The organism is Yoonia sp. KMU-150, assembly GCF_056858355.1.
On the sequence record NZ_JBXEQF010000001.1, the window covers coordinates 1,657,525 to 1,680,922 of the forward strand.

Sequence of the window (23,398 nt, forward strand, 5' to 3'; positions counted from 1 at the left end):
GGGCGTATCAACTGCCTGACAGCACCCCAAAAAGCACGTGACATGGCGTCGGCAACGCAGTAAACGACCTTCAAAATATAAGGGGAGCCGCATGTCACAGCACAGCACGGCCACGATAGCGGCACAGGATAAGGGGAAATCTATGAAAGCCGAAACTTTCCTGCCGGATGATTACAGCCCGGTCGAAAGTGAACCGTTCATGAACGAACGGCAGACCGAATACTTCCGCCGCAAGCTGCTCAACTGGAAGGCCGAACTGATGGAAGACAGCCGCGACACCGTCGCCGGCATGAAGGACCAGACCCGCAACATTCCCGACATCGCCGACCGCGCCTCCGAAGAGACCGACCGCGCGCTTGAACTGCGCACCCGCGACCGCCAGCGCAAGCTGGTCTCCAAGATCGACGCCGCTTTGCGCCGCATCGACGAGGGCGAATACGGTTACTGCGAAATCACCGGAGAGCCGATCTCGCTCAAGCGGCTCGACGCGCGCCCCATCGCCGTCATGAGCCTGGAAGCGCAGGAACGCCACGAACGCGGTGAAAAGGTGCACCGTAAGGACTGATACCCATAACACGGGCCGCCGTGTCGCCATCGTCGGCGGTGGTATCGGCGGTCTGACCGCGGCTTTGTGTTTTGCGCAGCGCGGTGCGCAGGTCACCGTTTATGAACAGGCGCCTGAATTCACCGAAATCGGGGCGGGGATCCAGATCACGCCCAACGCCGCGCGTGTGCTGGCCGCGCTGGACCTTGCAAAATTTCTGCCCCGCATCGGCATCGTGTCGCAATCGGTAGCCCCTGTCGACGGGCTGACCGGCAAGATCATCACCCGCTTCGACCTCAGCCGACAGTCGCCCCGTTATCATTTCGTGCATCGCGCCGCTTTGGTCGACCTGCTGGCCGGTGCCTGTATGGAGGCCGGAATTGCGCTGAATACCGGCTGCCGCGTGGTCTCTGCCACGCCGCAGGGGCGCATCACCTATGCCGATCCGGTAGACGGGCCGGGCGCGCAAAGCGCCGAGTACGATCTCGTCGTCTTCGCGGACGGTATCCACTCGGTCGGGCGGACGCTGATCGACGGGGCCTCCGCGCCGGTCTTTTCCGGGCAGGTGGCGTGGCGCGCGATCGTTCAGGGCGACATGCACGACGAGGCCCACATCGCGATGGGGCCAGGTAAGCACATCGTGCTTTACCCGTTGGGCAACGATCGTGTGAACCTCGTCGCCGTGCAGGAGCGTGACAACTGGGCCGCCGAAGGCTGGACACACCCCGACGACCCCGCCAATCTTCGGGCAGCATTTTCTGATTTCGCAAAAAATTTCAGTATGTTGCTGGACAAAGTTGATGCTGTGCACCTCTGGGGTCTATTCCGCCACGACATCGCCCGGCGATGGTCGGCCGGGCGGTTGGCGATTTTGGGCGACGCGGCGCATCCGACATTGCCGTTTCTGGCCCAGGGCGCGAATCTCGCCATTGAAGATGCTTATGTATTGGCCCGCTGTTGCGGCGAAACCGCCGATCTGCAAGCCGCCTTCACGAAATATCAGGACATCCGTATCCCGCGCGTCACGCGCGCGATCGATGCCGCAAACGCGAACGCACGGAATTATCATTTGTCGGGGATGAAGCGAAGGGTGGCGCACATGGGACTGAAAACGCTCGGCAAAACCGCTTCGAACCTCTTCATCGACCGGTTGTCATGGCTCTACGACCACGATGTGACCGCCTAGGGCCAGTTCGCAGACGTCTGGTGCGTCACGCGCATCAGCACTTCATGCGTCACCCAATCGACGCGGTAGACGTCATCCTCGATCCGCATGTAGACCCAGCCGTCCTTGACAGGCGGCAAGCCATAGTAACGGGAGTTCATGACCATCGAATACTGCCCGCGCTCCAGAATCGTGCCGATCTCGACCGGTGGCGGCGGGATCTGTTCCGACGGAACTTGAATGAAGCGCGCGGTGGAACAGCCCGCGCCGGTATTAGCTGTCAGGCAACTGGCCTGCGCGAGTGTCGGTGTAACAATAGCCAATATGATCAATGCGCTGCGCATCACTCCTAAACCTTCAGGTCAACCCAGACCGGCACATGGTCCGAAGGTTTCTCGCGGCCGCGCACCTCGCTTTCGATCCAGCAATCGGCCAGCAGGTCTGCGCATTGCGGGGTCAGCAGGAAATGGTCGATACGGATGCCGTCGTTTTTATCCCAGGCCCCGGCCTGATAATCCCAGAAGCTGTAGTGCCCGCCGCCTGATTGCCGCGCGCGGAACGCCTCGGTAAAGCCGAGGTTGACGATTTCGCGGAAGGCTTTGCGGCTGGGCAGGCGAAAGAGCGCGTCCTTTTCCCAGGCGTCGGGGCGTTTGGCGTCCTCGCGCTGGGGAATGATGTTGTAGTCGCCCGCCATAAGCGCGGGTTCCTCGGTCGCCAACAGCGCCTCCGCACGCGCTTTCAGCCGGGCCATCCAGTCGAGCTTGTAGGCGTATTTGCCGCTCGCTACCGGTGCACCGTCACCGTCCAGTTCCACCGGGTTGCCGTTGGGCAGATAAAGCCCACAAATCCGCACCGCGCGCTCATCCACGACCGTCGCCTCGATCCAGCGGGCCTGCGGATCGTCGTCGTCACCGGGCAACCCGCGCGACACATCTTCCAGCGGTAGCTTCGACAGGATCGCCACGCCGTTGAAGCCCTTTTGCCCGTGAGTCTCGACGTTGTAGCCCATGTCCTCGAACACGGCGCGGGGGAAGTTTTCGTCGACCGATTTGATTTCCTGCAGCAGGGCGACATCCGGCGCGCTCTCGCGCAGCCAGTCGGTCAGCGCGTCGATCCGCGCTTTCACGCCGTTGATGTTGAAGGTCGCGATCTTCATGGGGCCTCACCGCTTTTGTGCCATTTGTGGCCCATGGGGCGGGGCGTGGCAAGCGACGCCACGTCGGGCTTGATCGGGGCGGGGCAGGTGCGGCACCTTTGCCGCGCAAGCAAAAGGAGGCCCCGCGATGATCCCGACACTGCGCGTTCTGATCCACATGGGCAGCCTGCAACGGCTGGCGCCGTTCTGGCTGCTGGGCATGGGCCTGCTGCTCTGGAACCTGTCGCCGCTACTGGTGGCGGCATTCGTCTACGGCCTGATCCTGCAGTTCTTCGTCGAATACGTGATGCACCGGTTCCTTTATCACCGTGCGCCGCCGCAATCGCAGGGCACGTTCAACGATCTTTACAGGTCGCATATCGGGCACCATGAATTCCCCGCCGATCCGGAATTTTTCACCGGCGACAACCACTGGTTCGCGGTGAAGTTCGGCCTGATCTCCCTCGCCATCCACACGGTTGTGCTCTGGCCTGTGCTGGGGCTGACGGGCGCGCTGACCTTCGGGATCGTGGCGATCTTCGCAGGCTCCGTCACGGCCTTTACGTTTTATGAATACTGCCACACCATCGCGCATCTGAACGTGAAAAAGGGCTGGTTCGGCCAGCGGGTGACCCGCAGCCATCTGGCGCACCACTATCAGGACCACGACGCGACATTTCACGTGAGTTTCGGCATGGGCTGGATCGACCGGCTGTTCGGTACGAAACACGACAAGGCGACGGCCCGCGCGCGGTATGACCGCGACACGATGCTGAGCCTTGGGATGGACCCGGACGATTTGCGGCTCGTGACCGCGCGCAAGGCCTACGGCGTGCGCAATCCGCCGGGGTCACGCCGCCACGCCTAAGACGGGCGGCAGACTTTCGAGGAAAGTCTATGACCAAATCCTCTATGAGGATTTGGTTGCGCTACATGGAAAATGACGTGCCGCAGCCGCAGCTTGAGGTGGCGTTGGGGTTTTCGATCACGAAACGCGCCCCGATCAGCTCTTCTGTGAAATCAATCGTGGCCTCTGCCAGAAAGGGCAGGGAGACCGCGTCGATCAGCACCTTTTCACCGGCACCTTCCAACACAAGATCGTCGTCCTTCGGCTCGTCCAGGTCGATTTCATACTGAAAACCGGAACACCCGCCGCCCTCGACCGCGACACGCAGCGCCTTGCCCTGGGCGGCGGCACCGATCTCGGCCAGCCGTTCAAAGGCGCGCGGGGTCACTTTCGGGGGCACTTGCAGCATGATCGGGCCTATCGGTTTGGTGTCACAGGCAATATAGGTGTCTCAGGCAAACTCAACAAGGCGACGGGCGGGACACCTGCCGCTTTGTGATCGGCAGTTGGGACAGGGACGATGGCAGCGCGTTTTGCGACCGACCCCGCGAACGTGCGCGGGCGGCTTTATCCGGAGGAGGAGAGCCTGTTTCGCTCGCCCTTCCAGCGCGACCGCGACCGGATCATCCATTCCAGCGCGTTCCGTCGGCTGAAACACAAGACGCAGGTGTTCATCGAACACGAGGGCGATTATTTCCGCACCCGGCTGACGCACAGTATCGAGGTGGCGCAGGTTGCCCGAACCGTCGCGGCAGCGCTCGACTTGAACGTGGAACTGACGGAGGCGGTGGCGCTGGCGCATGATCTGGGCCACACCCCCTTCGGTCATACCGGGGAGGAGGCGCTGCACCGGCTGATGCAGCCCTACGGCGGGTTCGACCACAACGCGCAGGCGCTGCGGATCGTCACCGATCTGGAGCGGCACTACGCCGAGTGGGACGGGTTGAACCTGACCTGGGAGACGCTGGAGGGGATCGCCAAGCACAACGGCCCGGTGACCGGCGACATCCCCTATGCGCTCGCCGATTACAACGCGCGGCACGATCTGGAACTGCACACCCACGCGAGCGCCGAGGCGCAGGTGGCGGCCCTGGCCGACGACATCGCCTACAACAACCATGACCTGCACGACGGGCTGCGGGCGGAATTGTTCAGTACCGACGATCTGGCCGAACTGCCGATCCTGCAGGACTGCTTTGCGCGGGTCGATGCGAAATACCCCGGCCTGAATTACTACCGCCGCCGGCACGAGGCGCTGCGCCGGTTCTTCGGTCTGCTCGTCGAGGATGTGATCACCGTCAGCCGCCGTAACCTCGCGGAATTGGCCCCGGCGACGGTGCATGACGTGCGCCATGCGGGCCGGATGCTGGTGCAGTTTACGCCCGCACTCTGGTCCGATCTCAAGGTAATCCGGCAATTCCTGTTCGAGCGGATGTATCGTGCGCCCGCCGTCGTCGAGATGCGGCGCGAGGTGACGGCGATGATCGACGATCTGTTCCCGTTTTTCATGGCCAACACCGATGAGTTGCCCAAGCAGTGGCGCAAGGACGTGGCCGATGCAGCCGACGAAACCGCGCTGGCCCGGATCGTGGCGGACTACATCGCGGGCATGACCGACCGCTTCGCCATTCAGGAACATGCGCGTTTGCTGGGCGGCTAGGCGCCATCAATTTGATCCAGGTTTGCCGTAAATCCAACACAGCGCCCGCGTCTTATTGAGACTGCGGCCTGTGGGTGGACCTGTCGCACGTGATGTTGATTTTGAAACCAGTGAAAGAGAGTTCCCATGTTCCGCCAATCGCGCACACTGCTGAGCGCCGCCGCCGCCACCCTGATCGCGACCGCAGGTCACGCCGCGACCTTCTATACCGACCGCGCCAGCTTCGACGCCGCCACCGCGGCGCTGACCGTCGAGGATTTCTCGGACGGTCTGCTGGCGTCCGGTCTGACGATCACATCCGATAACGGTGCGATTTCCGGCGGACGGCTGACAGACACCGTCAGCCCGGGCATCATCAGCTTTCTGGGGGTGCTGGGGCAGGCGGACACGACATTTGATTTCGCCGCCTCGCAACGCGCGTTCGGTGCTGATTTCGACCTGTCGCCCGGTGGCGCGGGCACCGGTTTGGCGTTTGTGCTGGACGGGGCGACGGTGCTGACGACACAGCTGTCGACGACGACGCCCACATTCTTCGGTTTCATCGCCACATCCGCGTTTTCCTCTGTTACCCTGCGATCGGGCAGCGGCGGCGGTCTTCTTTTCGCGTCCGAAAGCTATTCCCTCGATGATCTGTCGTTCGCGTCCGCAACGGCCCCTGCAGCCGTGCCGCTGCCCGGCGCGCTTGGGCTGCTGGTGGCGGGGCTGGGCGGTCTGGCGGTGGCCCGGCGTGGATCGCTGCCGGTTCCGGGTAGGGGTCATGACGCCGCATAGCTCTGCCCTTCGCGCAGCAATTTTTGCGGGTGTGCACCTGTCAAAGATCGCAGTCCCGTACCCGCGCGGGATGATTGTCCCACAAATGAACACAATCTTAACCAAGTGTTTCCCCAACTTTCCTGTCTAAAGAGCATCGACACAGGTGAACTGCGGCGCGAATCGATGCGCCGCGTCAGGATTTTGGAGTGACGACGCAGATGACATTGACTCAGGCAGTGATGATCGCCGTGACGTCCATGTGCGCGCTTTTGCCGGCAGGGGCAGCGCAGGGGGCGACGACGTTCTATACCGACCGCGCCGCGTTCGAGGCCGCGACCCTGCCGTTGACCGTCGAGGCCTTCGACGACGCGACGCTGGAACCCGGGCTGTCGGTCACGACCGATGCAGGCTTTGTGCTTGGCGATCTCTGGCGCGACCGCCCCACACCCGGCGGCGCGGACACCACGTGGACTTTCGCGGCTCCGGTCACGGCATTCGGCGCGGATTTCGACCTGTCGCCGGGCGGGGCAGGTACGGGACTGAAATTCCTGCTGAACGGCACCACCGTTCTGGGTCGGCAGCTCAAGACCTTCACGCCGACGTTCTTCGGCTTCATCTCGGACGATCCGTTTGCATCCTTGTTGATTCAGGCAGGCGACGCGGCACCGCGCTTCATCGCCGAGACGCACAATATGGACAACCTGTCGTTCGGCAACGTCCTGCCCCCGCCACCGGCCGCTGTGCCGCTTCCGGCTGCGGCGTGGATGCTGCTGGCGGCCCTGGGCGCGCTTGGCCTGATGCGGCGCAACCGCATCGTCTAAGACTTGCGCTTGAGGTTGGGGGCGCGCGTGATAAGTCTGGTGTGACCCACCGGAGAACGCACCATGGCCACCGAAATCACCGACGCGATGAGCCCTGTCATGGCATTTGCCTTTGTCGGGGTGCTTGGCGTCGGGTCGCAATGGCTGGCCTGGCGGCTGCGGATGCCGGCCATCGTGCTGATGCTGGCCGCGGGCGTCATCGTGGGGCCGGTGCTGGGGCTTTTCGATCCGGCCCGTGACATCGGCGATCTGATGGGGCCGATCATCGCCATCGCGGTGGCGATCATCCTTTTCGAAGGCGGCCTTACGCTCAATTTCCATTCGCTACAGGATGCGGTGAAGGGCGTGAAGCGCCTCGTTTTCGTCGGCGCGCCGCTTGGCTGGCTCACGTCGGCGCTGGCGCTGCACTACATCGCCGGGCTGAGCTGGGAAAGCTCCGCCGTTTTCGGCGGCATCATGATCGTGACCGGCCCGACCGTTATCGCGCCGCTTTTACGCACCGCACGACTGGCCCGCCGCCCCGCCGCCCTGCTGCAGTGGGAGGCCATCGTCAACGATCCCATCGGCGCGCTCGCCGCGGTTCTGGCCTACGAGGTCGTGGTGGTGCTGAACACGGCCACCACCGTCAGCGCCGCGATGGTCGATTTGGCCATCGGGATCACCGTGGCTTCCGTTCTGGGGGCTGTGGCGGGTTTCGGGCTGGCGCGGTCCTTCATCCGGGGCTGGGTGCCGGAATATATGAAAGTGCCGGTGCTGTTCGCGCTGCTGCTGGCGACCTTCGCACTGGCCGACAACGTGCTGCATGAAAGCGGCCTGCTGACCGTGACGATCATGGGCATCGTGATCGCCAATGCCAATCTGGCCAGTTACGAAGAACTGCGCCGCTTCAAGGAACATGCCACCGTCCTGCTGGTGTCCGGCGTATTCATTCTGCTGGCTGCCAGCCTCGATTTCGCGGCACTGGGGCAGCTTGACTGGTGGGCGCTTGCCTTTGTGCTGGCTGTGATACTCGTCGCGCGCCCTGTGACCGTGCTGGTATCGCTGGCGGGGTCCGGCATCCCGTGGCGCGAACAATTGCTGGTGGCCTTCACCGGCCCGCGCGGTGTCGTGCTGGTCGCCGTGGCGGGGCTGTTCGGCGAACGGCTGCTGTCGCTCGGTTTCGAGGATGCGGCCTTTATCGGGCCGCTGGCCTTTGCGCTGGTGGCGGCGACGGTCGTGCTGCACGGCTTCACGCTGGCACCTTTCGCGCGCTATCTGGGGCTGACCGGCGCGGACCGGCCCGGCGTGATCATCATCGGCGGATCGCGGTGGACCACCGCATTTGCCGAGGCGCTCAAGAAGGCCGAAATCCCGGTGCTGATGACCGATCCGAACTTTGGCAACCTGCGGGGCGCGCGGTCTGCCGGGATCGACACCTTTTCAGGCGATATCCTGTCGGAAACCGCCGAACATCGGCTGGAACTTGTCAGCTTCGCCACGCTGGTGACGGCGACGAGCAACGACGCCTACAACACACTGGTCGCGACGGACCTCGCCCCTGAATTCGGGCGCGAGAACGTGTTTCAGGTCACACGCGCGAAAAGCGACAGCGCACGGCACCAGTTGCCGCGCACGCTGGGTGGCAAATCCTTCGGCCCCAAGGCGACCCACGCCGAGTTGGAGCGGATGATCGCGGATGGCTGGACCTTCCGCGCGACGCGGCTGAGCGAGGAATTCACCTTCGAGGATTGGCGCGCCAAGCGCCCCGATGCGCAGATCGTCGCCCGCGTGTCGGCGCAGGGTGAGATCAAGCTGATCCGCAAGGACGAGGACGTGCGCCCCGCGCCGGATGTCGTCGTGATCGCGCTGCGCCCGCCCGACGATGCCAGCGACCTGAACCAGCCGCCATCGGGTGCGGGTAGCTGAAACGGCAGCCGGTCGCGCACCGGCGTTGACCTGACCATCGCCCATGATAAACCCCGGACCGACGCGCATGGCTGTCCGTGGCCGCAGCGCCGTTTCTTGCCCGATGAGTGAAAGCCCGCCCAGATGAACCTCTTTGCCGATATCCGCGCCGCCGTCGTGACCTGTCTTGATGCGCTCGTCGCCGAAGGTGTGCTGCCCGCCGATCTGTCCTATGACGCCGTGACGGTCGAGCCGCCCCGCGATGCGGCGCATGGCGACATGGCGACGAATGCGGCGATGGTGCTGGCCAAGCCCGCCAAATCCAACCCCCGCGCAATTGCCGAGGCGCTGGCCGCGAAACTGCAGGCCGACGACCGGATCGCGGTGGCAGAGGTCGCGGGGCCGGGGTTCCTGAACATGCGGCTAGATGCCTCCGTCTGGCAGGGCGTCGTGAAAACCGCGCTGACCGACCCCACCTTCGGCAAATCGGACATGGGGCAGGGCCAGCGGCTGATGGTGGAATATGTCTCCGCCAACCCCACCGGCCCGCTGCACGTGGGCCACACGCGGGGGGCCGTATTCGGCGATGCGCTGGCGTCGCTGCTGGACTATGCCGGATACGATGTCACGCGCGAATACTACATCAACGACGGTGGCGCGCAGGTCGATGTGCTCGCCCGCTCCGTCTATCTGCGGTACCAGGAGGCGCATGACCTCTCCGTCGACTGGCCGGAGGGCGCATACCCCGGCGACTATCTGATCGACGTGGGCGAGGCGCTGAAGGCCAAGGTTGGTGACGCGTATCTGGACCAGGGCGAGGATGTCTGGCTGGAAGACGTGCGGCTTTTCGCGACCGAAGCCATGATGGACCTGATCCGCGCCGATCTGGCCGCACTCGGCGTCGAGATGGACAGTTTCTACAGCGAAAAGTCGCTCTACGGCACCGGCTTGATCGAAACGGCCATCGCCGAACTGGACGCCAAGGGGCTGATCTATCGCGGCACGCTGGAGCCGCCCAAGGGCAAGGTGCCCGAGGATTGGGAGCCGCGCGAGCAGACGTTGTTCAAATCGACAGCGCACGGCGACGACGTCGACCGCCCGGTCAAGAAATCCGACGGCGGCTGGACCTATTTCGCGCCCGACATCGCCTATCACTACGACAAGGTGAAACGTGGTTTCGACCAGTTGATTGACGTGTTCGGCGCGGACCACGGCGGTTACGTCAAACGGATGAAGGCCGCCGTTTCGGCCCTGTCGGACGGGACCGTGCCGCTCGACGTGAAGCTGACGCAGCTTGTGAAGCTCTACAAGAACGGCGAACCGTTCAAGATGTCCAAGCGGGCAGGGACCTTCGTGACCCTGCGCGACGTGGTGGATGCCGTGGGCAAGGACGTGACACGCTTCCATATGCTGACACGCAAGAACGATGCGCCGCTCGACTTCGATTTCGACAAAGTGACGGAGCAGTCAAAGGATAACCCGGTCTTTTACGTGCAATACGCCCATGCGCGGGTGAACTCTGTCCTGCGCAAGGCCGCTGACGAGGGGATCGCGGTGGATGACGCGACGCTGGCCGGGGCCGATCTGTCAAAGCTTGACCATGACGCCGAACTTGCCGTTGCGCGCAAGATCGCCGAATGGCCGCGCCTGATCGAGATCGCGGCCAAGGGACACGAGCCGCACAGGATCGCCTTCTACCTCTATGATCTGGCGTCGGATTTCCATGGTTTGTGGAACCGGGGCAACGACGATGCCAGTCTGCGTTTCCTGCAAACGGGTGACATTGACACAACACAGGCGAAAATCGCCCTGATCCGGGCCGTTTCCGTTGTGATTTGCGAAGGCTTGCGTATTCTTGGTGTCACGCCGGTGGAAGAGATGCGCTAACGCACCGTTGCCGGCCCGAGACAAGCAGTAGCGATCCGCACCCGACGAAAGAGGTGTGGGCGAGAGGCGAGAGCAATGGCAACTTTTGACGAATACGACACCCGAACTGCGTCCGCATCCCGTGCAGGCGCGCTTGTGAACTATGCCGGGGCCGCCGTGTCGCTGGCGCTGATCGTGGGCGTCGGAGTCTGGGGATACAAACTGGTGGTGCGCGATGTGTCGGGCATTCCGGTCGTGCGTGCGATGGAAGGGGCGATGCGTGTCGCCCCGGCGGACCCCGGTGGCGATGTCGCCCGGCACGAGGGGCTGGCCGTGAATACCGTCGCCGCCGAAGGTCAGGCCGCCGACCCCGGTGACGTGCTGATGCTCGCCCCGCAGACCACGCAACTGTCCGAGGAAGACCTTGCCGTGCAGCCGATGGCCGAAGCCGACGAGGTGCGCGCCGCCGATCCCGTCGCGGCCCCGGAGGTCGAAACTCCTGCCGTCGCCACAGCCGAGGCGACCGCGGATCAGGGCCCGCTCGATGCCGACGATATTCTGGCGCTGGCCGATCAGATCGCTGCCGGGGCGGCACCGCTGACGGCACTTGCGGAAGGCGAGGATGTCGCGCCGCAGGTCCAGCTTGACGGCGAGGCGGTGACCGACGCGTCCTTCGTGCCGGAGATCGACCCGAGCGTGCCCGGCGTGGCCGTATCGCTGCGTCCCGTGATCCGGCCCGCGCGCGCCACGACGACGACACCGGATGTCGCCGCCGCAGTGGCCGCCGCGACACAGGCGACGGCAGCACCCCAGAGCGCGGATGTGGCCGTCACGCAGGCGTCCGCGATCGCGACAGGAACCACGCTGGTGCAGCTTGGCGCGTTCCCCGATGCAGCACAGGCTGCGGGCGAATGGGACCGCCTGTCCGGGCGCTTTGCCGAATTCATGACCGGCAAGGACCGTCTGATCCTCGAAGCGACAAGCGGCGGCCAGACTTTCTATCGCCTGCGCGTCAGCGGGTTTGCCGAGATGAGCGACGCGCGCCGTTTCTGCGCCTCTCTGGTCGCCGGCGGGGCGGATTGTATCCCGGTCGTGACGCAATAGATGGCGCTGCGGCCGACCCATGGCGCGACGATATTCGGCTGTGAAGGTCGCGTCGTAACGGATTGGGAAAAGTCGTTTTTCCGCGATGCGGACCCGTTGGGTTTCATTCTCTTTGCACGTAACGTCGACACGCCGGACCAGTTGCGCCGCCTGACCGGCGATCTGCGCGATTGCTTGGGCTGGCAGGCCCCAGTTCTGGTTGATCAGGAAGGCGGGCGCGTGCAGCGGATGCGCAGCCCGCACTGGCACGAATACCTGCCCGCGCTCGACCAGATGCAACAGGCCCAGGATCCGATGCGCGCACAATACCTGCGCAACCGGATGATCGCGCATGAACTGCACGCAGTCGGCATCGACGTGAACTGCGCGCCGCTGGCCGATCTGGTCGAACGTCAGACCCATCCCGTTCTGCGCAACAGGCTTTATGGTGAGGATATCAACACAGTCGTGCAGGCCGCTCAGGTCTGCGCCGATGCCTTTCTGGCCGGTGGCGTGCTGCCGGTTCTGAAACACATTCCCGGCTATGGCCGCGCCGCCGTCGATAGCCACAAGGACCTCCCGCGCGTGCCCGCCAGCCGGCCGGACCTGAACACGCGGGATTTCGCACCGTTCAAGCAGCTCAACCATATCGCCATGGGCATGACCGCACATATCGTTTTCAGCGACATCGACCCCGACAATCCGGCTACGACCTCTGCAAAGATGATGGAGATGATCCGGCAGGATATCGGCTTCCACGGGCTGATCATGTCCGACGATCTGTCGATGGAGGCGCTGTCGGGCACGCCAGCGGAACGTGCTGCCGCGACCATTGCGGCAGGCTGCGATATCGTGCTGCATTGCAACGGTGCGCCCGATCAGATGCAGGCGGTGGCACGGGCGGCGGGCACGATGACGACCGAGGCGCGTATCCGCGCGGACGTGGCGCTAGACCAGCGCAAAACCCCTGACGATATTGACTTTCGATCACTGGAAGCGGAACTTGCAACCCTGCTGGGATAGGGCTGCCATGACCGACACGGATTTTCAGGAAGACACGGTGTCCGTGCAGGACCGCGTGGCCGCCGAGGCACTGATCGTCGATGTCGGTGCCTACGAAGGCCCGCTCGATCTGTTGCTGACCCTGTCACGCACCCAGAAAGTTGATCTGCGCCAGATTTCCATCCTCGCGCTGGCCGAGCAGTATCTGGCTTTTGTGGAGCAGGCCAAGCAGTTACGGCTCGAACTTGCGGCGGATTATCTGGTGATGGCGGCATGGCTCGCCTTCCTGAAATCACGCCTGTTGCTGCCGCCTGATCCGGAGGCGGAGGGGCCAAGCGGCGAGGAACTGGCCGCGCATCTGGCGTTTCAGCTGGAACGCCTGTCCGCCATGCGCGACGCGGCGGCGAAACTGATGGCGCGCGATCAGCTGGGCCGCGATTTCTTTGCCCGCGGCATCACCGAAGACGTGACCCGTGTGCGCACCGTGACCTACACCGCAACACTGCTGGACCTGATGCAGGGCTACGCCCGTATCCGCACAAAGGACGACTTCCGCCCCTTCGTGATGGACCGGCAGGCGGTGATGACGATGGAACAGGCGTTGGAACGGATGCGCGGGCTGATCGGCTTTGCCGGTGACTGGACCGACATCCACAGCTATCTGCCTGACGGTTGGCAGGGCGATCCGGTGCGCGCCCGGTCGTCCACCGCCGCGACTTTTGCGGCCTCGCTGGAACTGGCCAAGGAAGGCCGCATCGAAATCCGGCAGGGCGACACCTTCGCCCCCATTCAGATCCGCAAGAAAGACCCCCGCGATGGCTGACACCCAAACCGAAAGCCTGTTCGAGGCACCGCCCATGGCCGAGCAGGAGCGCATGGTCGAGGCGATCCTGTTCGCCACCGCAGAGCCTGTCACCATCACTGAACTGATGGGCCGGATGCCGCACGGGTCCGACCCGACAGAGGCTTTGGCAACCCTGCGCAAACGCTACGTGGGCAGGGGCGTGAACATCGTGAAGATCGACAATGCCTGGGCGATCCGCACGGCACCCGACCTTGGTTTCCTGATGCAGAAGGAAACGGTCGAGACGCGCAAGCTGTCGCGTGCGGCCATCGAAACGCTCGCCATCGTCGCCTACCACCAGCCCGCCACACGTGCGGAGATCGAGGAGATCCGTGGCGTCAGCGTGTCGCGCGGCACCATCGACCAGCTGATCGAGATGGAGTGGATCCGGTTCGGTCGTAGGCGCATGACACCCGGTCGCCCGGTGACGTTTGTGGTGACGCAGACGTTCCTCGATCACTTCGGCCTCGAAAATGCCCGCGACCTGCCGGGTCTGGCCGAATTACGGCAGGCGGGCCTGCTGGAAAACCGCCCGCCGCCCGGTGCGTCACAGTTGGGCCATAGTGATGACGAAGACGACGGCGATGATGACCAGACAGATATGTTCGAGGACGAGTGACGCATTGCCATCGGGCGGCGCGCACCTATCTTGAGATCGAAGGAGCCAGCGATGAACGCCAATCATCTGATCCGCATGGTGTCGCGTATGTTCGCGCAAAGAGGCATCAACCACGGCATCGACCATTTTTCGCGCGGCGGCAAACGCCCCGAGGATATGTCGCAGGCCGAACGCGAGGCCGCCAAGCGCAACCGTGGCAACGCCCACCGCGCGCGGCAGGGACTGAACATCCTGCGGCGCTTCGGGCGGTTCTGACTACAGATCGGTGCAGGGCAGCAGTAGCAACTCGAATCCTTCGCTGATCATGCGCAATTCACCATCATCGGTGCCGGTCAGCATCAGATCGACTGTCCGGTCATCGGTGGGCTCGCCCTCGGCGTTGCACTGCGTTCCGAACAGCCGCACGAACCCGTCGTCGGTGCCGGACATATCCGTGATCGTGCAGGTCGTTTCACCGTAGTGGAAATAGTCCTCGGCAAACGTCAGGTTGAATTCGGACCCGATGCACTGGCCGGTCTCGGCGTAGTCGCCGACGATATCCGCCTTGTAATGATCGACGGCAGCGGTTTGAGCGGCGGCGGCGATGGGCAGGCAGCATAGCGCGGCGAGTGTGAAACGGTTCATGAAATGACTCCTGTTCTCTATTCGGCATGGCCCGCGAAATGATGCGGGCGGGTCGAGACTGCGCGGACAGGTGGTTAATCGCAACGGATTTTTGGCGAAGGTGAGGGAAACCTGACCCCGACGCGCATGCGTCAGGGGGCCGCAAAATGCTTTGACAGCTTCAGCCCTTGACCCTGGTAGTTCGATTTGATCTCGCGCCCGTAGAGCGCTGCGGGCAGGGCGGCCATGTGTTCGTAAACCAGTCGCCCGACGATCTGCCCGTGTTCCAGCACGAAGGGCGCATCGTGGCAGCGCACCTCCAGTACGCCGCGCGACCCTGATCCGCCTGCGTCGGCATAGCCGAAACCGGGGTCGAAGAAGCCTGCGTAGTGCACGCGAAACTCTCCCACCATCGCGAGATAGGGTGCCATTTCGGCGGCGGCCATGGGTGGAATCGCGATCGCCTCGCGGCTGACGAGGATGTAGAACGCGCCGGGGTCGAGGATGATCCAGCCGGTATCGGAATGGACCTCTTCCCAATACTCCTCCGGGTCGTAGTGGCCCAGCTTTGACAGGTCGATGACACCGGTATGCGGTTTGGCGCGATAGCCGACGAGCGTGTCGCTGGCCGGTTTCAGATCGACAGAGAAACCGAGGCCGTTTTCAATCGTAGCCTCGCCGTTCACGATGGGCGTTTCGGCGTGCATTGCGCGTAGTTCATCATCGCTCATCACGGTCTTGCCGTCGCGGAAAATGATCTGGTTCAGCATCTGCCCGGTCTGGGCGATGACAGAAAACGACTGCGGGCAGATTTCCACGTAAAGCGGGCCGGAATAGCCCGCAGGGACGGAATCGAAAGCGACGCCACGGTCGGTGATCACCCGCGTCAGCAGGTCCAGCCTGCCGATAGAGGATTTGGCGGAGGCGGCGGCGGTCATGCCCTCGGGCAAGGCGAGCGCCTCTTGCAGCGGCACGACATAGACGCAGCCCTTTTCCAGCACTGCACCGCCGGTCAGGTCGATCTCGTGCATCTGGAATTGGGTCAGGCGTTCGGCAACGCTGCGGTCACGACCCGCGAGGAAGGACGCGCGCACGCGAAAGGCGCAATCCCCCAGCCGCAGGTCGAGCGAGGCGGGCTGGATCTGACCCGGCGTGATCGGTGTCGTGGCCGTAATCTGCCCTGCGGCGATCATGTCGCGCAGCTGATGATCCGCAAGAACGCCTGTCATGTCTCAACGCCCCCCAGCGTTTCAGCAAAACGCCCGCCACGCGAAACGCGGACGGGCGGTTTTGATTGGTCGGGCTAGCAGGACTCGAACCTGCGACCTTCCGTCCCCCAGACGGACGCGCTACCAGGCTGCGCTATAGCCCGACTGACGGTGTGTTTACTGCAAAACGGCGCGGGGGCAAGCTGGAAAACGCGTAAAACCGGCGCGAAAGGCGGGGGCATTGCCGTCAGCCCTGCCGCATCAGGTCACGCACGGCACCCAATCGGTCGAGCAGCGGCGCGATCCGGTCGGCGCGGGCGCGGATGGCATCGACATCGACAGATTGCAGCGCATCGAAGAACCGCGGCTCTGCCTCGGGCAGATCATCGGGCAAGGCTGGCACGGCGAGGGCGGCGTCAAGCGGGGCCGGGGGCGCGGGCGTTGCGTCGACTTCGTCGGGTGCAGGTGCCGGTGCAGGATCGGCCCCGGTTTCAGCTTCTGTCGGAGCGGGGTCGTCCGCGGCGGTCGCAGTCTGCCGGGCAGGCGCATCCTCTGCCGCAGGGGGCGTTGGGTCGGCAGGTCGGCGCAAAAACGACGGCACATCGTCAGAGGCAAAGGCCTTGCTGTCATCGGCAGGGTCGTCGGCCTGCGGCTCCGGCGTCTCGGGCGTTTCCAAGCTGTCCGCGGCGTCCTGGTCGCTCGGCGGGGCGACAGGCGTCTCCGCCGGGGCGTTGGCGGAGGGGACAGAGAACAGGCGCGGGCGCTGCGGCGCGTCTTCCTGCTGCGGCGTCTGCGGCATGTGACCGTCGTCCGGAGTCGACGACGGTGTCGTGTCGGTCGTCTCCGGCGTGTCCGCCGCGATGATATCGTCGGCAGGGGGCACCGGCGCGGGATCGGAGGTGATGATATGATCGTCACCGTCGTCCTGATCGGGCGCGGTATCCTGCTGATCGGGCGCGGTATCCTGCGCTTGTGGCGCATCGGGGCCGGGCATGGCCGCGACGTGGTCGATCACCTCGCCGGTCTCTTCCTGCGTTTCCGCACCGAGGCTCGCGACATGCTTCACGCCCTTCTCGCGCAGCAGTTTCTGTGCGCCCTTGATCGTCATGCCCTGTTCATGCAGCAGCGTCTTGATCCCGGCCAGCAAGGCAAGATCGTCGGGGCGATAGTACCGCCGCCCGCCCGCGCGTTTCACGGGTTTGATCTGGGTGAACTTGCTTTCCCAGAACCGCAGCACATGGGCCGGCGTGTCCAGCTTCTCGGAAACTTCACTGATGGTGCGGAAGGCGTCGCGGGCCTTGGCCATCGCTTAACGCTTGTTGCCCGCGGCCACGCGGTCTTTCATCAGGTGCGAGGGGCGGAAGGTCAGCACCCGGCGCGGATGGATCGGGACCTCTTCGCCGGTCTTGGGGTTGCGGCCCACGCGGGCCGCTTTTTCACGCACGGAGAACGTGCCGAAGGACGAAATCTTGACGGATTCACCGGCGACCAGCGCGTCGGATACATGGGTCAGCACACTTTCGACGAGATCGGCGCTGTCGTTGCGCGACAGGCCAACCTGGGCGTGCACTGCATCCGCCAGATCCATGCGTGTTAAAGTCTTGTCAGACATGACGTTCCCCCAGATTTTGCCCGACCATAGGCGACAGGCATTTTCAGAGTCAATAACAACGGCTTGGCGGGCGCTGTTTGCGCGGCGTTTGCGCTACCAGCGGATCACCACGGCCCCCCAGGCCAGACCGCCGCCGATGGCCTCTGTCACCACCAGATCGCCGCGCTTGATCTTGCCGTCGGCCACGCCCACCGACAGCGCCAGCGGGATCGACGCGGCAGAGGTATTGCCGTGGTCCTGCACTGTCACCACGACCCGGTCCATGTCGACGCCCAGTTTCCTGGCCGTGGACTGTATGATGCGGATGTTGGCCTGATGCGGCACGACCCATTGCACATCGTCCGCCCCAAGGCCGATCTTGTCGAGTGCGGTATGCGCCGTCGCCGCCAGCTTTTCGACGGCATGGCGGAAGACCTCCTTGCCTTCCATACGCAACACGCCCGTCGTTTGGGTCGACGTGCCGCCGTCGACGTAGAGCAGGTCGCGATACTGCCCGTCGGAATTCAGGTCGGTCGACAGGATACCGCGGTCATCGCTGCTGCCCTCGCCGTCCTGCGCTTCCAGCACGACGGCACCGGCACCGTCGCCGAACAGCACGCAGGTGCCCCGGTCGGTCCAGTCCATGATCCGGCTGAATGTTTCCGCACCGATCACAAGCACCCGGTCGGCCTGACCGGACACGATGAGCGCGTTGGCGTTGCTCATCGCAAAGACGAAACCGGCGCAGACCGCCTGCACATCGAAGGCGAAACCCCGGGTCATGCCGATCTTGTGCTGTACCATGGTCGCGGCAGAAGGGAAGGTCAGGTCGGCGGTAGAGGTCGCCAGTACGATGGCGTCGATCTCGTCACCGGCAAGCCCGGCCATCTGCAGCGCGTTCAGGGCCGCCGCCGCCGCAAGGTCCGACGTCGTCTCGCCGGGGGCCGCGAAATGCCGCCGCTCGATCCCGGAGCGCGACCTGATCCAGGCGTCCGTCGTTTCCAGAGATTTTTCGAATTCCGCATTGGGAACGACCCGCTCCGGAAGATAGTGTCCAACCCCGGTAACGACTGCGCGACGTGTCATGACGTTTATTTGCCTGCCGTGTCCTGTTCGGGGTTCTGACCCACATCTTGGGCAAGCGATGCCGCCGATGCAACCCGTGCGGCCAGTTTGTCGGAAAACCCGGATTGTGCAAGCCGGTATCCCAATGCCAGCGCCGCCGCGACGCCGGTGGCATCGGCCGATCCATGGCTCTTGATCACGGTCTGGTTGAGGCCCAGAAACACGCCGCCGTTCACCTGCCGCGGGTCGATCCGCTCGCGCAGGCGTTTGAGCGATCCCATGGCGAACAGCCCGCCCAGCATTGCAAGCGGGTTCGATTTCAGCGACCGGCGCAGCAGGCCCGAAATCAGGTTCGCGGTGCCTTCGCCGGTTTTCAGCGCGACGTTGCCGGTAAAGCCATCGGTCACGATGACATCGACCCGTTCAGAGGGCAGGTCGCCGCCTTCGACGAAACCGACATAGTCGAATTCGCCCTTGTCGGCGGCGCGCCCGATCAGTTCATGCGCGACCTTCAGTTCGGCGCGCCCCTTGTGTTCCTCGACACCGACGTTCAGCAGCCCGATGCGCGGACGGGTGATGCCCAGCCCGTTGCGCGCATAGGACGCCCCCATCAGCGCATAGGTCAGCAGGTCGTCCTGATCGGCGCGGATATCGGCACCGGCGTCCAGCATCACGTTGAACCCGGCCGGGTTGCGAGATGGCCAAAGGCAGGCGATGGCCGGGCGGTTCACGCCATCGGCCTTGCGCAGCCGCAGCATCGACATCGCCATCAGACCGCCGGTATTGCCGCAACTGATCGCCACTGCTGCCGCACCGTCGCGCACCGCGTCGATGGTGGACCACATCGACGTGGTCTTGCCGTGGCGCAGCACATGGCTGGGCTTGTCGGTCATCTTCACGGTGTCGGGTGCGTCGCTGATCGTGACCTTCGCGCCAATTCCGCGTTTGTCCACCAGCGGCAGCAGTTCGCTACGGGGGCCATGCAGCAGGACGCGCGCGTCGGGGTGCTGATCCAGAAACTTCGAAAGGCCCGCAACCACCGTTGCAGGCCCCTTGTCGCCGCCCATGGCGTCGACCGAAAGCACGATGTCGCTGGCCTTTGCCGCCGGAGCAGGGTCCGTGTTGGCTTGGGTCATGACAGTCCTCGCGCGCGGCTGAACTTAGGCCGCGTCGTCGTCGAGCTCCACCTCGTCAGCGGCGATCACTTCGCGGCTGGCGTAATGGTTGCACGATGGGCAAATGTGGTGCGGGCGCTTCAGCTCGCCGCAGTTTTCACATTCGTTGGGGTTCGCAGCCGACAGCGCGTCGTGTGCACGACGGTTGTTGCGGCGCGATTTGGATACTTTGTTCTGCTGGACGGCCATGTCTCAACCCTTGGAATTCGAGGGCCATTTGGCCCGATGTGTCAGTCTTTCGGGGGTCCTACGCCAATACGGCAGCCCTGTCGAGACGCGATTTGAAAGAGCGCGGAACATACTGCGATTCTGCGCGGGCGCAAGCCTTTTTCCGCCAGCAAAAACAGGTGGTCAGTCGTCGCTTCCGTCGTCCTTTTCCAATGTGTCGCGCAGGGCACCCAGCCCGGCAAACGGCTTGGCATCCTCGTCCGTCATCGGGGCCACGCCCGGCTCTGCAAAGACGGCAAGGCCCAGCCCCGCACCATCGACGCGCGGAAACGGCGGCAGTGCCAGCGCCAGCGCCTCCTGCGTGACCTGATGCAGGTCGATCACGGCGGGCAGCGCCTCTGTCGTGTCGTCTTCGGGCATTTCGGCCTCCGCCGCCTCGGGTTCTTCGAAGTCGGCGGCATAGTTACGCACCACAGGTTCGTCCAGACGGGTCGTCACCGGGTCCAGCGTGACGACACAGTCCTGCACGACCGTCGCCCCCAGCGTGGCCGCCAGCCGCCAGTCGCGGCTGCCCACCGGTGCCAGATCGCCTGACAGCCGCAGTTTCCGGATGCCGGGGATGTCCAGCGCCTGTGCCATCGCATCGCGCGCCGGGCCGTCAAAGCTGATGTCGAAGGGGGTCGGGCGACGCTGGCGCAGGTCGGCCAGCCGTAGGTGGTGCATATCACGTTTCGTCAAGGGCGTATCCATTCTTGAACAAAGTGGCTTGCATGTTGTAACTGGGATAAAAGGCATCACGCGCCGAAGAGCAAGGGGTCAGGCATGAGCGGTCAATTCAGCAAGACGTGGCGACACGTCCGGCGCGGTGTCGGTGTGACGGGTCTTGTGCTTCTGGCCGCCTGTGCCGCAATCGAGCGCAGCCATGGTTTCGCCCCCAGTGATGCCGAACTGTCCACGATCACAGTCGGTCTGGACACCCGCGAGACGATCTCCGACAGCATCGGGCCGCCCACATCGGGGGGAGTGCTGGACCAGAGCGGCTTCTACTACGTCGCCTCCACCTTTCGGCAGTTCGGCCCCTTCGCGGCGGAAGAAATCGACCGGCAGGTCGTGGCGATCAGTTTCGGCGCGGACGGCACGGTCACGAATATCGAACGCTTCGGGCTGGAGCAGGGCCGTGTCGTGGCCCTGTCGCGCCGTGTCACGGACGACGGTATCCGCGACACGACCTTCATTCGCCAGTTGCTCGGCAGCTTTGGCCGGATCGACGCGGGCACCTTCCTGGGCGAGGGGTAGCGTGTCAGGCGTCACCGCCTGACACCTGTTTCAGCTGTCGCTCTCGGGTTCGAACGCCAGCGCCACGCCGTTGATGCAATAGCGCAGCCCGGTGGGCTGCGGTCCGTCGGGAAAGACGTGGCCCAGATGCGCTTCGCACCGGTTGCAGTGCACCTCCGTGCGTTTCATGAAAAACTTGCGGTCCTCGCTTTCACCAACCATCTCGCTGTCGATCGGCGCATAGAACGACGGCCAGCCGGTGCCGCTGTCGAACTTGGTATCCTGATCGAACAGCGGCGCACCGCAGCACACGCACATATAGGTGCCCGGTTCCTTGGGGAAATCCTCGTGGCTGCCCGCGCGCTCGGTCCCGTGCTGACGGGTCACCTTATAGGCCATGTCCGACAGTTGCGCCCGCCATTCGGCGTCCGATTTAACGATCTTGTCCATCAATTCTGTTTCCTTTGCTGCGTCAGGGGTTAATCTATGTGCGCGGACCCGCTCCGCCAAGGCGGGGCCTGACGACAGGTCGGAAACGGGGGCTGAATTGACCGAACGGGCAGACAGGTGACGATTGCGTTGCGCCCCGCGCGCCTTGTGCTGCGCAAGGCCAGGGATGCTGTCGATCTGGCCGCATGTCAGGCGTTGCGGCACCGGTGCTTCTTCGGTGCGGCGGGACAGGATCGCGACGCCTTCGACCCGCGTTGCGATCATCTGATGATCCACGACCGCGACAGCGGTGCGCTGGTCTGCACGTTTCGGGTGCTGCGGCTGTCGGGTGGCGCCGATATTCACACGGGCTATGCCGCGCAATCCTATGATCTGACAGGTTTATCCGTCCAGCCCGGCCCGGTGATAGAGCTTGGTCGTTTCTGCATCGCCACCGGCGTCGCCGACCCGGATATCCTGCGGCTGGCCTGGGCCGGGCTGACCCGGATCGTGGATGACGCCCGCGCGACATATCTTTTCGGCTGTGCCAGCTTTGCCGGCACCGATCCCGCGCCCCATGCCGCGGCGCTGGCCGATCTGGCGGCACGGTTCCAGGGGCCTGTCGTCTTGCGCCCGGGACGAATCGCGGAAAAGACCCACGCGCTCGGCGATTTTTCCGGCACCCGGCGCGCGGCCATGCGGCAAATGCCGCCGCTGCTGAAGACCTATCTGTCGATGGGCGGCTGGACCGGCGACCACACGGTGGTGGACGACGCGATGCAGACGCTGCATGTATTCACCGCGCTGCCCATCGCCGCGATCCCGCCCGCTCGCGCCAAGGCCCTGCGGGCGCTGGCGCAGACGATCCGGTAGGCACGGGTCAGTCGATGACGCGGTCTGCCTGGAAACCACCAGCAAAGACGCGGTTGTCGCTGGCACCGTGGAAAACGCCCACCGCCTGATCGCCGCCGACCAGTCCGCTCAGGGTGCCTGTCGTGACGCCGCTGCGCACCGTGCCGGTCAGCGTCCGGCCATCGACCTGACCGGACAGGCGCGGCCCGCCGATCACATCCGATGTGCCGGTGAACGCGCCGGTGTCGTAGTTGACGCGCACGGTCAGGTCGCCGTCGCTCTGGAAGGGCGTGTATTGCACGATGTTGACGCCGATACCGCCGTCGATCCGGGCGGATGCAATCTCGTAGGTACCGGTATATGTGCCGGTGCCCATGCGCGGCGGTACGGTGACGGTCGTGCCTGCGGTCAGACCGGCAAAGGCCGCCAGCGTGCTCTGGTTGCGCACACCGACCTGATAACCATAGCCGTGGCCTGCGAAATCGAGATCGGACCCGCTGACGGTCTGGGCCAGCCCCTCACGGATCTGGCCGGTCCGGTTCGGGGTCGAGAAGCCGGAAATCGTCGTGGCACCGGACGACCCGGTAGAGGTTTCCGCGCCGCCGCAGGCGGCCAGCAGAGCAAGGCAGATGTAGGGGATAGAACGCACCATGACAGGCACTCCGGACAAAACGGTGAAACACATTGCGAATCGGTCATTTGACGCGGTGCGCTGGACTTTGCATTAGAACCGGATTGCATTTCGCGCAATGGTTCTTTTGCACCCCGCATGGCCAACCCCCTTGCGCCTTTTGCCCGCCCGCTCTAGC

At 64.2% G+C, this 23,398-nt stretch carries 28 protein-coding genes and 1 tRNA gene; 15 read left to right on the forward strand and 14 right to left on the reverse strand.

Features of this window, described 5'->3' with window-relative positions:
- Window positions 1–142: 142 nt before the first annotated feature.
- Window positions 143–565: an RNA polymerase-binding protein DksA gene (dksA, locus tag AC04PH_RS08170; protein WP_483065248.1), complete on the forward strand. Its 423-nt coding sequence runs from the start codon at window positions 143–145 to the stop codon at window positions 563–565.
- On the forward strand, window positions 540–1,730 hold the full coding sequence (locus tag AC04PH_RS08175; RefSeq protein WP_483065249.1) for an FAD-dependent oxidoreductase: 1,191 nt from the start codon (window positions 540–542) through the stop codon (window positions 1,728–1,730). Before dksA ends, AC04PH_RS08175 begins: the two co-directional genes overlap by 26 nt.
- On the opposite strand, the gene AC04PH_RS08180 is transcribed toward AC04PH_RS08175, so the two are convergent.
- Window positions 1,727–2,032, reverse strand: coding sequence for a hypothetical protein (locus tag AC04PH_RS08180; protein WP_483065250.1), 306 nt, complete (start codon window positions 2,030–2,032; stop codon window positions 1,727–1,729). The two genes, AC04PH_RS08175 and AC04PH_RS08180, sit on opposite strands and share 4 nt — an antisense overlap.
- 26 nt (window positions 2,033–2,058) lie before the next feature.
- Window positions 2,059–2,865, reverse strand: coding sequence for an exodeoxyribonuclease III (gene xth / locus AC04PH_RS08185; protein WP_483065251.1), 807 nt, complete (start codon window positions 2,863–2,865; stop codon window positions 2,059–2,061).
- Window positions 2,866–2,992: 127 nt separating this feature from the next.
- Between xth and AC04PH_RS08190 the strand changes: the two genes are divergently transcribed.
- On the forward strand, window positions 2,993–3,712 hold the full coding sequence (locus AC04PH_RS08190) for a sterol desaturase family protein (RefSeq protein WP_483065252.1): 720 nt from the start codon (window positions 2,993–2,995) through the stop codon (window positions 3,710–3,712).
- A gap of 61 nt (window positions 3,713–3,773) precedes the next feature.
- Here AC04PH_RS08190 and AC04PH_RS08195 read toward each other — a convergent pair whose 3' ends face one another.
- Complete coding sequence (locus tag AC04PH_RS08195; protein ID WP_483066173.1) at window positions 3,774–4,097, reverse strand: HesB/IscA family protein; 324 nt, start codon at window positions 4,095–4,097, stop codon at window positions 3,774–3,776.
- Between the two features lie 114 nt (window positions 4,098–4,211).
- On the opposite strand from AC04PH_RS08195, the gene AC04PH_RS08200 reads away from it, so the two are divergent.
- From AC04PH_RS08200 to AC04PH_RS08245, 10 genes are all read left to right on the forward strand, one after another.
- Entirely contained in the window at window positions 4,212–5,351 is a 1,140-nt protein-coding gene (locus AC04PH_RS08200) for a deoxyguanosinetriphosphate triphosphohydrolase (RefSeq protein WP_483065253.1), read from the forward strand.
- 126 nt (window positions 5,352–5,477) lie between these two features.
- Complete coding sequence (locus tag AC04PH_RS08205; protein WP_483065254.1) at window positions 5,478–6,122, forward strand: hypothetical protein; 645 nt, start codon at window positions 5,478–5,480, stop codon at window positions 6,120–6,122.
- A gap of 200 nt (window positions 6,123–6,322) precedes the next feature.
- Window positions 6,323–6,925 carry a VPLPA-CTERM sorting domain-containing protein gene (locus tag AC04PH_RS08210; protein ID WP_483065255.1) on the forward strand — a complete coding sequence of 201 codons (603 nt, stop codon included), beginning with the start codon at window positions 6,323–6,325 and terminating at the stop codon, window positions 6,923–6,925.
- 63 nt (window positions 6,926–6,988) lie between these two features.
- Window positions 6,989–8,830, forward strand: a complete 1,842-nt coding sequence (locus AC04PH_RS08215; RefSeq protein WP_483065256.1) for a cation:proton antiporter — start codon at window positions 6,989–6,991, stop codon at window positions 8,828–8,830.
- Between the two features lie 123 nt (window positions 8,831–8,953).
- Window positions 8,954–10,696 carry an arginine--tRNA ligase gene (argS, locus tag AC04PH_RS08220; protein WP_483065257.1) on the forward strand — a complete coding sequence of 581 codons (1,743 nt, stop codon included), beginning with the start codon at window positions 8,954–8,956 and terminating at the stop codon, window positions 10,694–10,696.
- A gap of 75 nt (window positions 10,697–10,771) precedes the next feature.
- Window positions 10,772–11,779: an SPOR domain-containing protein gene (locus AC04PH_RS08225; protein WP_483065258.1), complete on the forward strand. Its 1,008-nt coding sequence runs from the start codon at window positions 10,772–10,774 to the stop codon at window positions 11,777–11,779.
- Window positions 11,780–12,781: a glycoside hydrolase family 3 N-terminal domain-containing protein gene (locus AC04PH_RS08230; protein WP_483065259.1), complete on the forward strand. Its 1,002-nt coding sequence runs from the start codon at window positions 11,780–11,782 to the stop codon at window positions 12,779–12,781.
- A gap of 7 nt (window positions 12,782–12,788) precedes the next feature.
- The gene (locus tag AC04PH_RS08235; RefSeq protein WP_483065260.1) at window positions 12,789–13,583 is read left to right on the forward strand and encodes a segregation and condensation protein A; all 795 of its coding nucleotides are present in this window, start codon (window positions 12,789–12,791) and stop codon (window positions 13,581–13,583) included.
- Window positions 13,576–14,223: an SMC-Scp complex subunit ScpB gene (scpB, locus tag AC04PH_RS08240; protein WP_483065261.1), complete on the forward strand. Its 648-nt coding sequence runs from the start codon at window positions 13,576–13,578 to the stop codon at window positions 14,221–14,223. Before AC04PH_RS08235 ends, scpB begins: the two co-directional genes overlap by 8 nt.
- 51 nt (window positions 14,224–14,274) lie before the next feature.
- A complete protein-coding gene (locus AC04PH_RS08245; RefSeq protein WP_483065262.1) occupies window positions 14,275–14,478 on the forward strand; it encodes a hypothetical protein in 204 nt (67 codons plus the stop codon).
- On the opposite strand, the gene AC04PH_RS08250 is transcribed toward AC04PH_RS08245, so the two are convergent.
- From AC04PH_RS08250 to AC04PH_RS08290, 9 genes are all read right to left on the reverse strand, one after another.
- On the reverse strand, window positions 14,479–14,847 hold the full coding sequence (locus AC04PH_RS08250) for a hypothetical protein (protein WP_483065263.1): 369 nt from the start codon (window positions 14,845–14,847) through the stop codon (window positions 14,479–14,481).
- A gap of 131 nt (window positions 14,848–14,978) precedes the next feature.
- Window positions 14,979–16,055, reverse strand: coding sequence for a 2'-deoxycytidine 5'-triphosphate deaminase (locus AC04PH_RS08255; protein WP_483065264.1), 1,077 nt, complete (start codon window positions 16,053–16,055; stop codon window positions 14,979–14,981).
- A 66-nt stretch (window positions 16,056–16,121) separates the two neighbouring features.
- Window positions 16,122–16,198: transfer RNA gene (locus tag AC04PH_RS08260), tRNA-Pro, on the reverse strand.
- Window positions 16,199–16,281: 83 nt separating this feature from the next.
- Window positions 16,282–17,340, reverse strand: a complete 1,059-nt coding sequence (locus AC04PH_RS08265; RefSeq protein WP_483065265.1) for a MerR family transcriptional regulator — start codon at window positions 17,338–17,340, stop codon at window positions 16,282–16,284.
- A 3-nt stretch (window positions 17,341–17,343) separates the two neighbouring features.
- Entirely contained in the window at window positions 17,344–17,646 is a 303-nt protein-coding gene (gene ihfA, locus AC04PH_RS08270) for an integration host factor subunit alpha (RefSeq protein ID WP_483065266.1), read from the reverse strand.
- Window positions 17,647–17,739: 93 nt separating this feature from the next.
- The gene (locus AC04PH_RS08275; RefSeq protein WP_483065267.1) at window positions 17,740–18,711 is read right to left on the reverse strand and encodes a beta-ketoacyl-ACP synthase III; all 972 of its coding nucleotides are present in this window, start codon (window positions 18,709–18,711) and stop codon (window positions 17,740–17,742) included.
- Window positions 18,712–18,716: 5 nt separating this feature from the next.
- Complete coding sequence (gene plsX / locus AC04PH_RS08280; RefSeq protein ID WP_483065268.1) at window positions 18,717–19,826, reverse strand: phosphate acyltransferase PlsX; 1,110 nt, start codon at window positions 19,824–19,826, stop codon at window positions 18,717–18,719.
- 24 nt (window positions 19,827–19,850) lie between these two features.
- Complete coding sequence (gene rpmF, locus AC04PH_RS08285; RefSeq protein WP_483065269.1) at window positions 19,851–20,054, reverse strand: 50S ribosomal protein L32; 204 nt, start codon at window positions 20,052–20,054, stop codon at window positions 19,851–19,853.
- 162 nt (window positions 20,055–20,216) lie between these two features.
- On the reverse strand, window positions 20,217–20,771 hold the full coding sequence (locus tag AC04PH_RS08290; protein WP_483065270.1) for a YceD family protein: 555 nt from the start codon (window positions 20,769–20,771) through the stop codon (window positions 20,217–20,219).
- A gap of 84 nt (window positions 20,772–20,855) precedes the next feature.
- Between AC04PH_RS08290 and AC04PH_RS08295 the strand changes: the two genes are divergently transcribed.
- Window positions 20,856–21,329, forward strand: a complete 474-nt coding sequence (locus AC04PH_RS08295; protein ID WP_483065271.1) for an outer membrane protein assembly factor BamE — start codon at window positions 20,856–20,858, stop codon at window positions 21,327–21,329.
- Between the two features lie 30 nt (window positions 21,330–21,359).
- Here the strand turns inward: AC04PH_RS08295 and msrB are convergent, their stop codons facing one another.
- The gene (msrB, locus tag AC04PH_RS08300; protein WP_483065272.1) at window positions 21,360–21,758 is read right to left on the reverse strand and encodes a peptide-methionine (R)-S-oxide reductase MsrB; all 399 of its coding nucleotides are present in this window, start codon (window positions 21,756–21,758) and stop codon (window positions 21,360–21,362) included.
- Window positions 21,759–21,875: 117 nt separating this feature from the next.
- Between msrB and AC04PH_RS08305 the strand changes: the two genes are divergently transcribed.
- Complete coding sequence (locus tag AC04PH_RS08305) at window positions 21,876–22,610, forward strand: GNAT family N-acetyltransferase (protein ID WP_483065273.1); 735 nt, start codon at window positions 21,876–21,878, stop codon at window positions 22,608–22,610.
- Between the two features lie 7 nt (window positions 22,611–22,617).
- On the opposite strand, the gene AC04PH_RS08310 is transcribed toward AC04PH_RS08305, so the two are convergent.
- Window positions 22,618–23,241 carry a hypothetical protein gene (locus tag AC04PH_RS08310; RefSeq protein WP_483065274.1) on the reverse strand — a complete coding sequence of 208 codons (624 nt, stop codon included), beginning with the start codon at window positions 23,239–23,241 and terminating at the stop codon, window positions 22,618–22,620.
- Window positions 23,242–23,398: the final 157 nt, after the last annotated feature.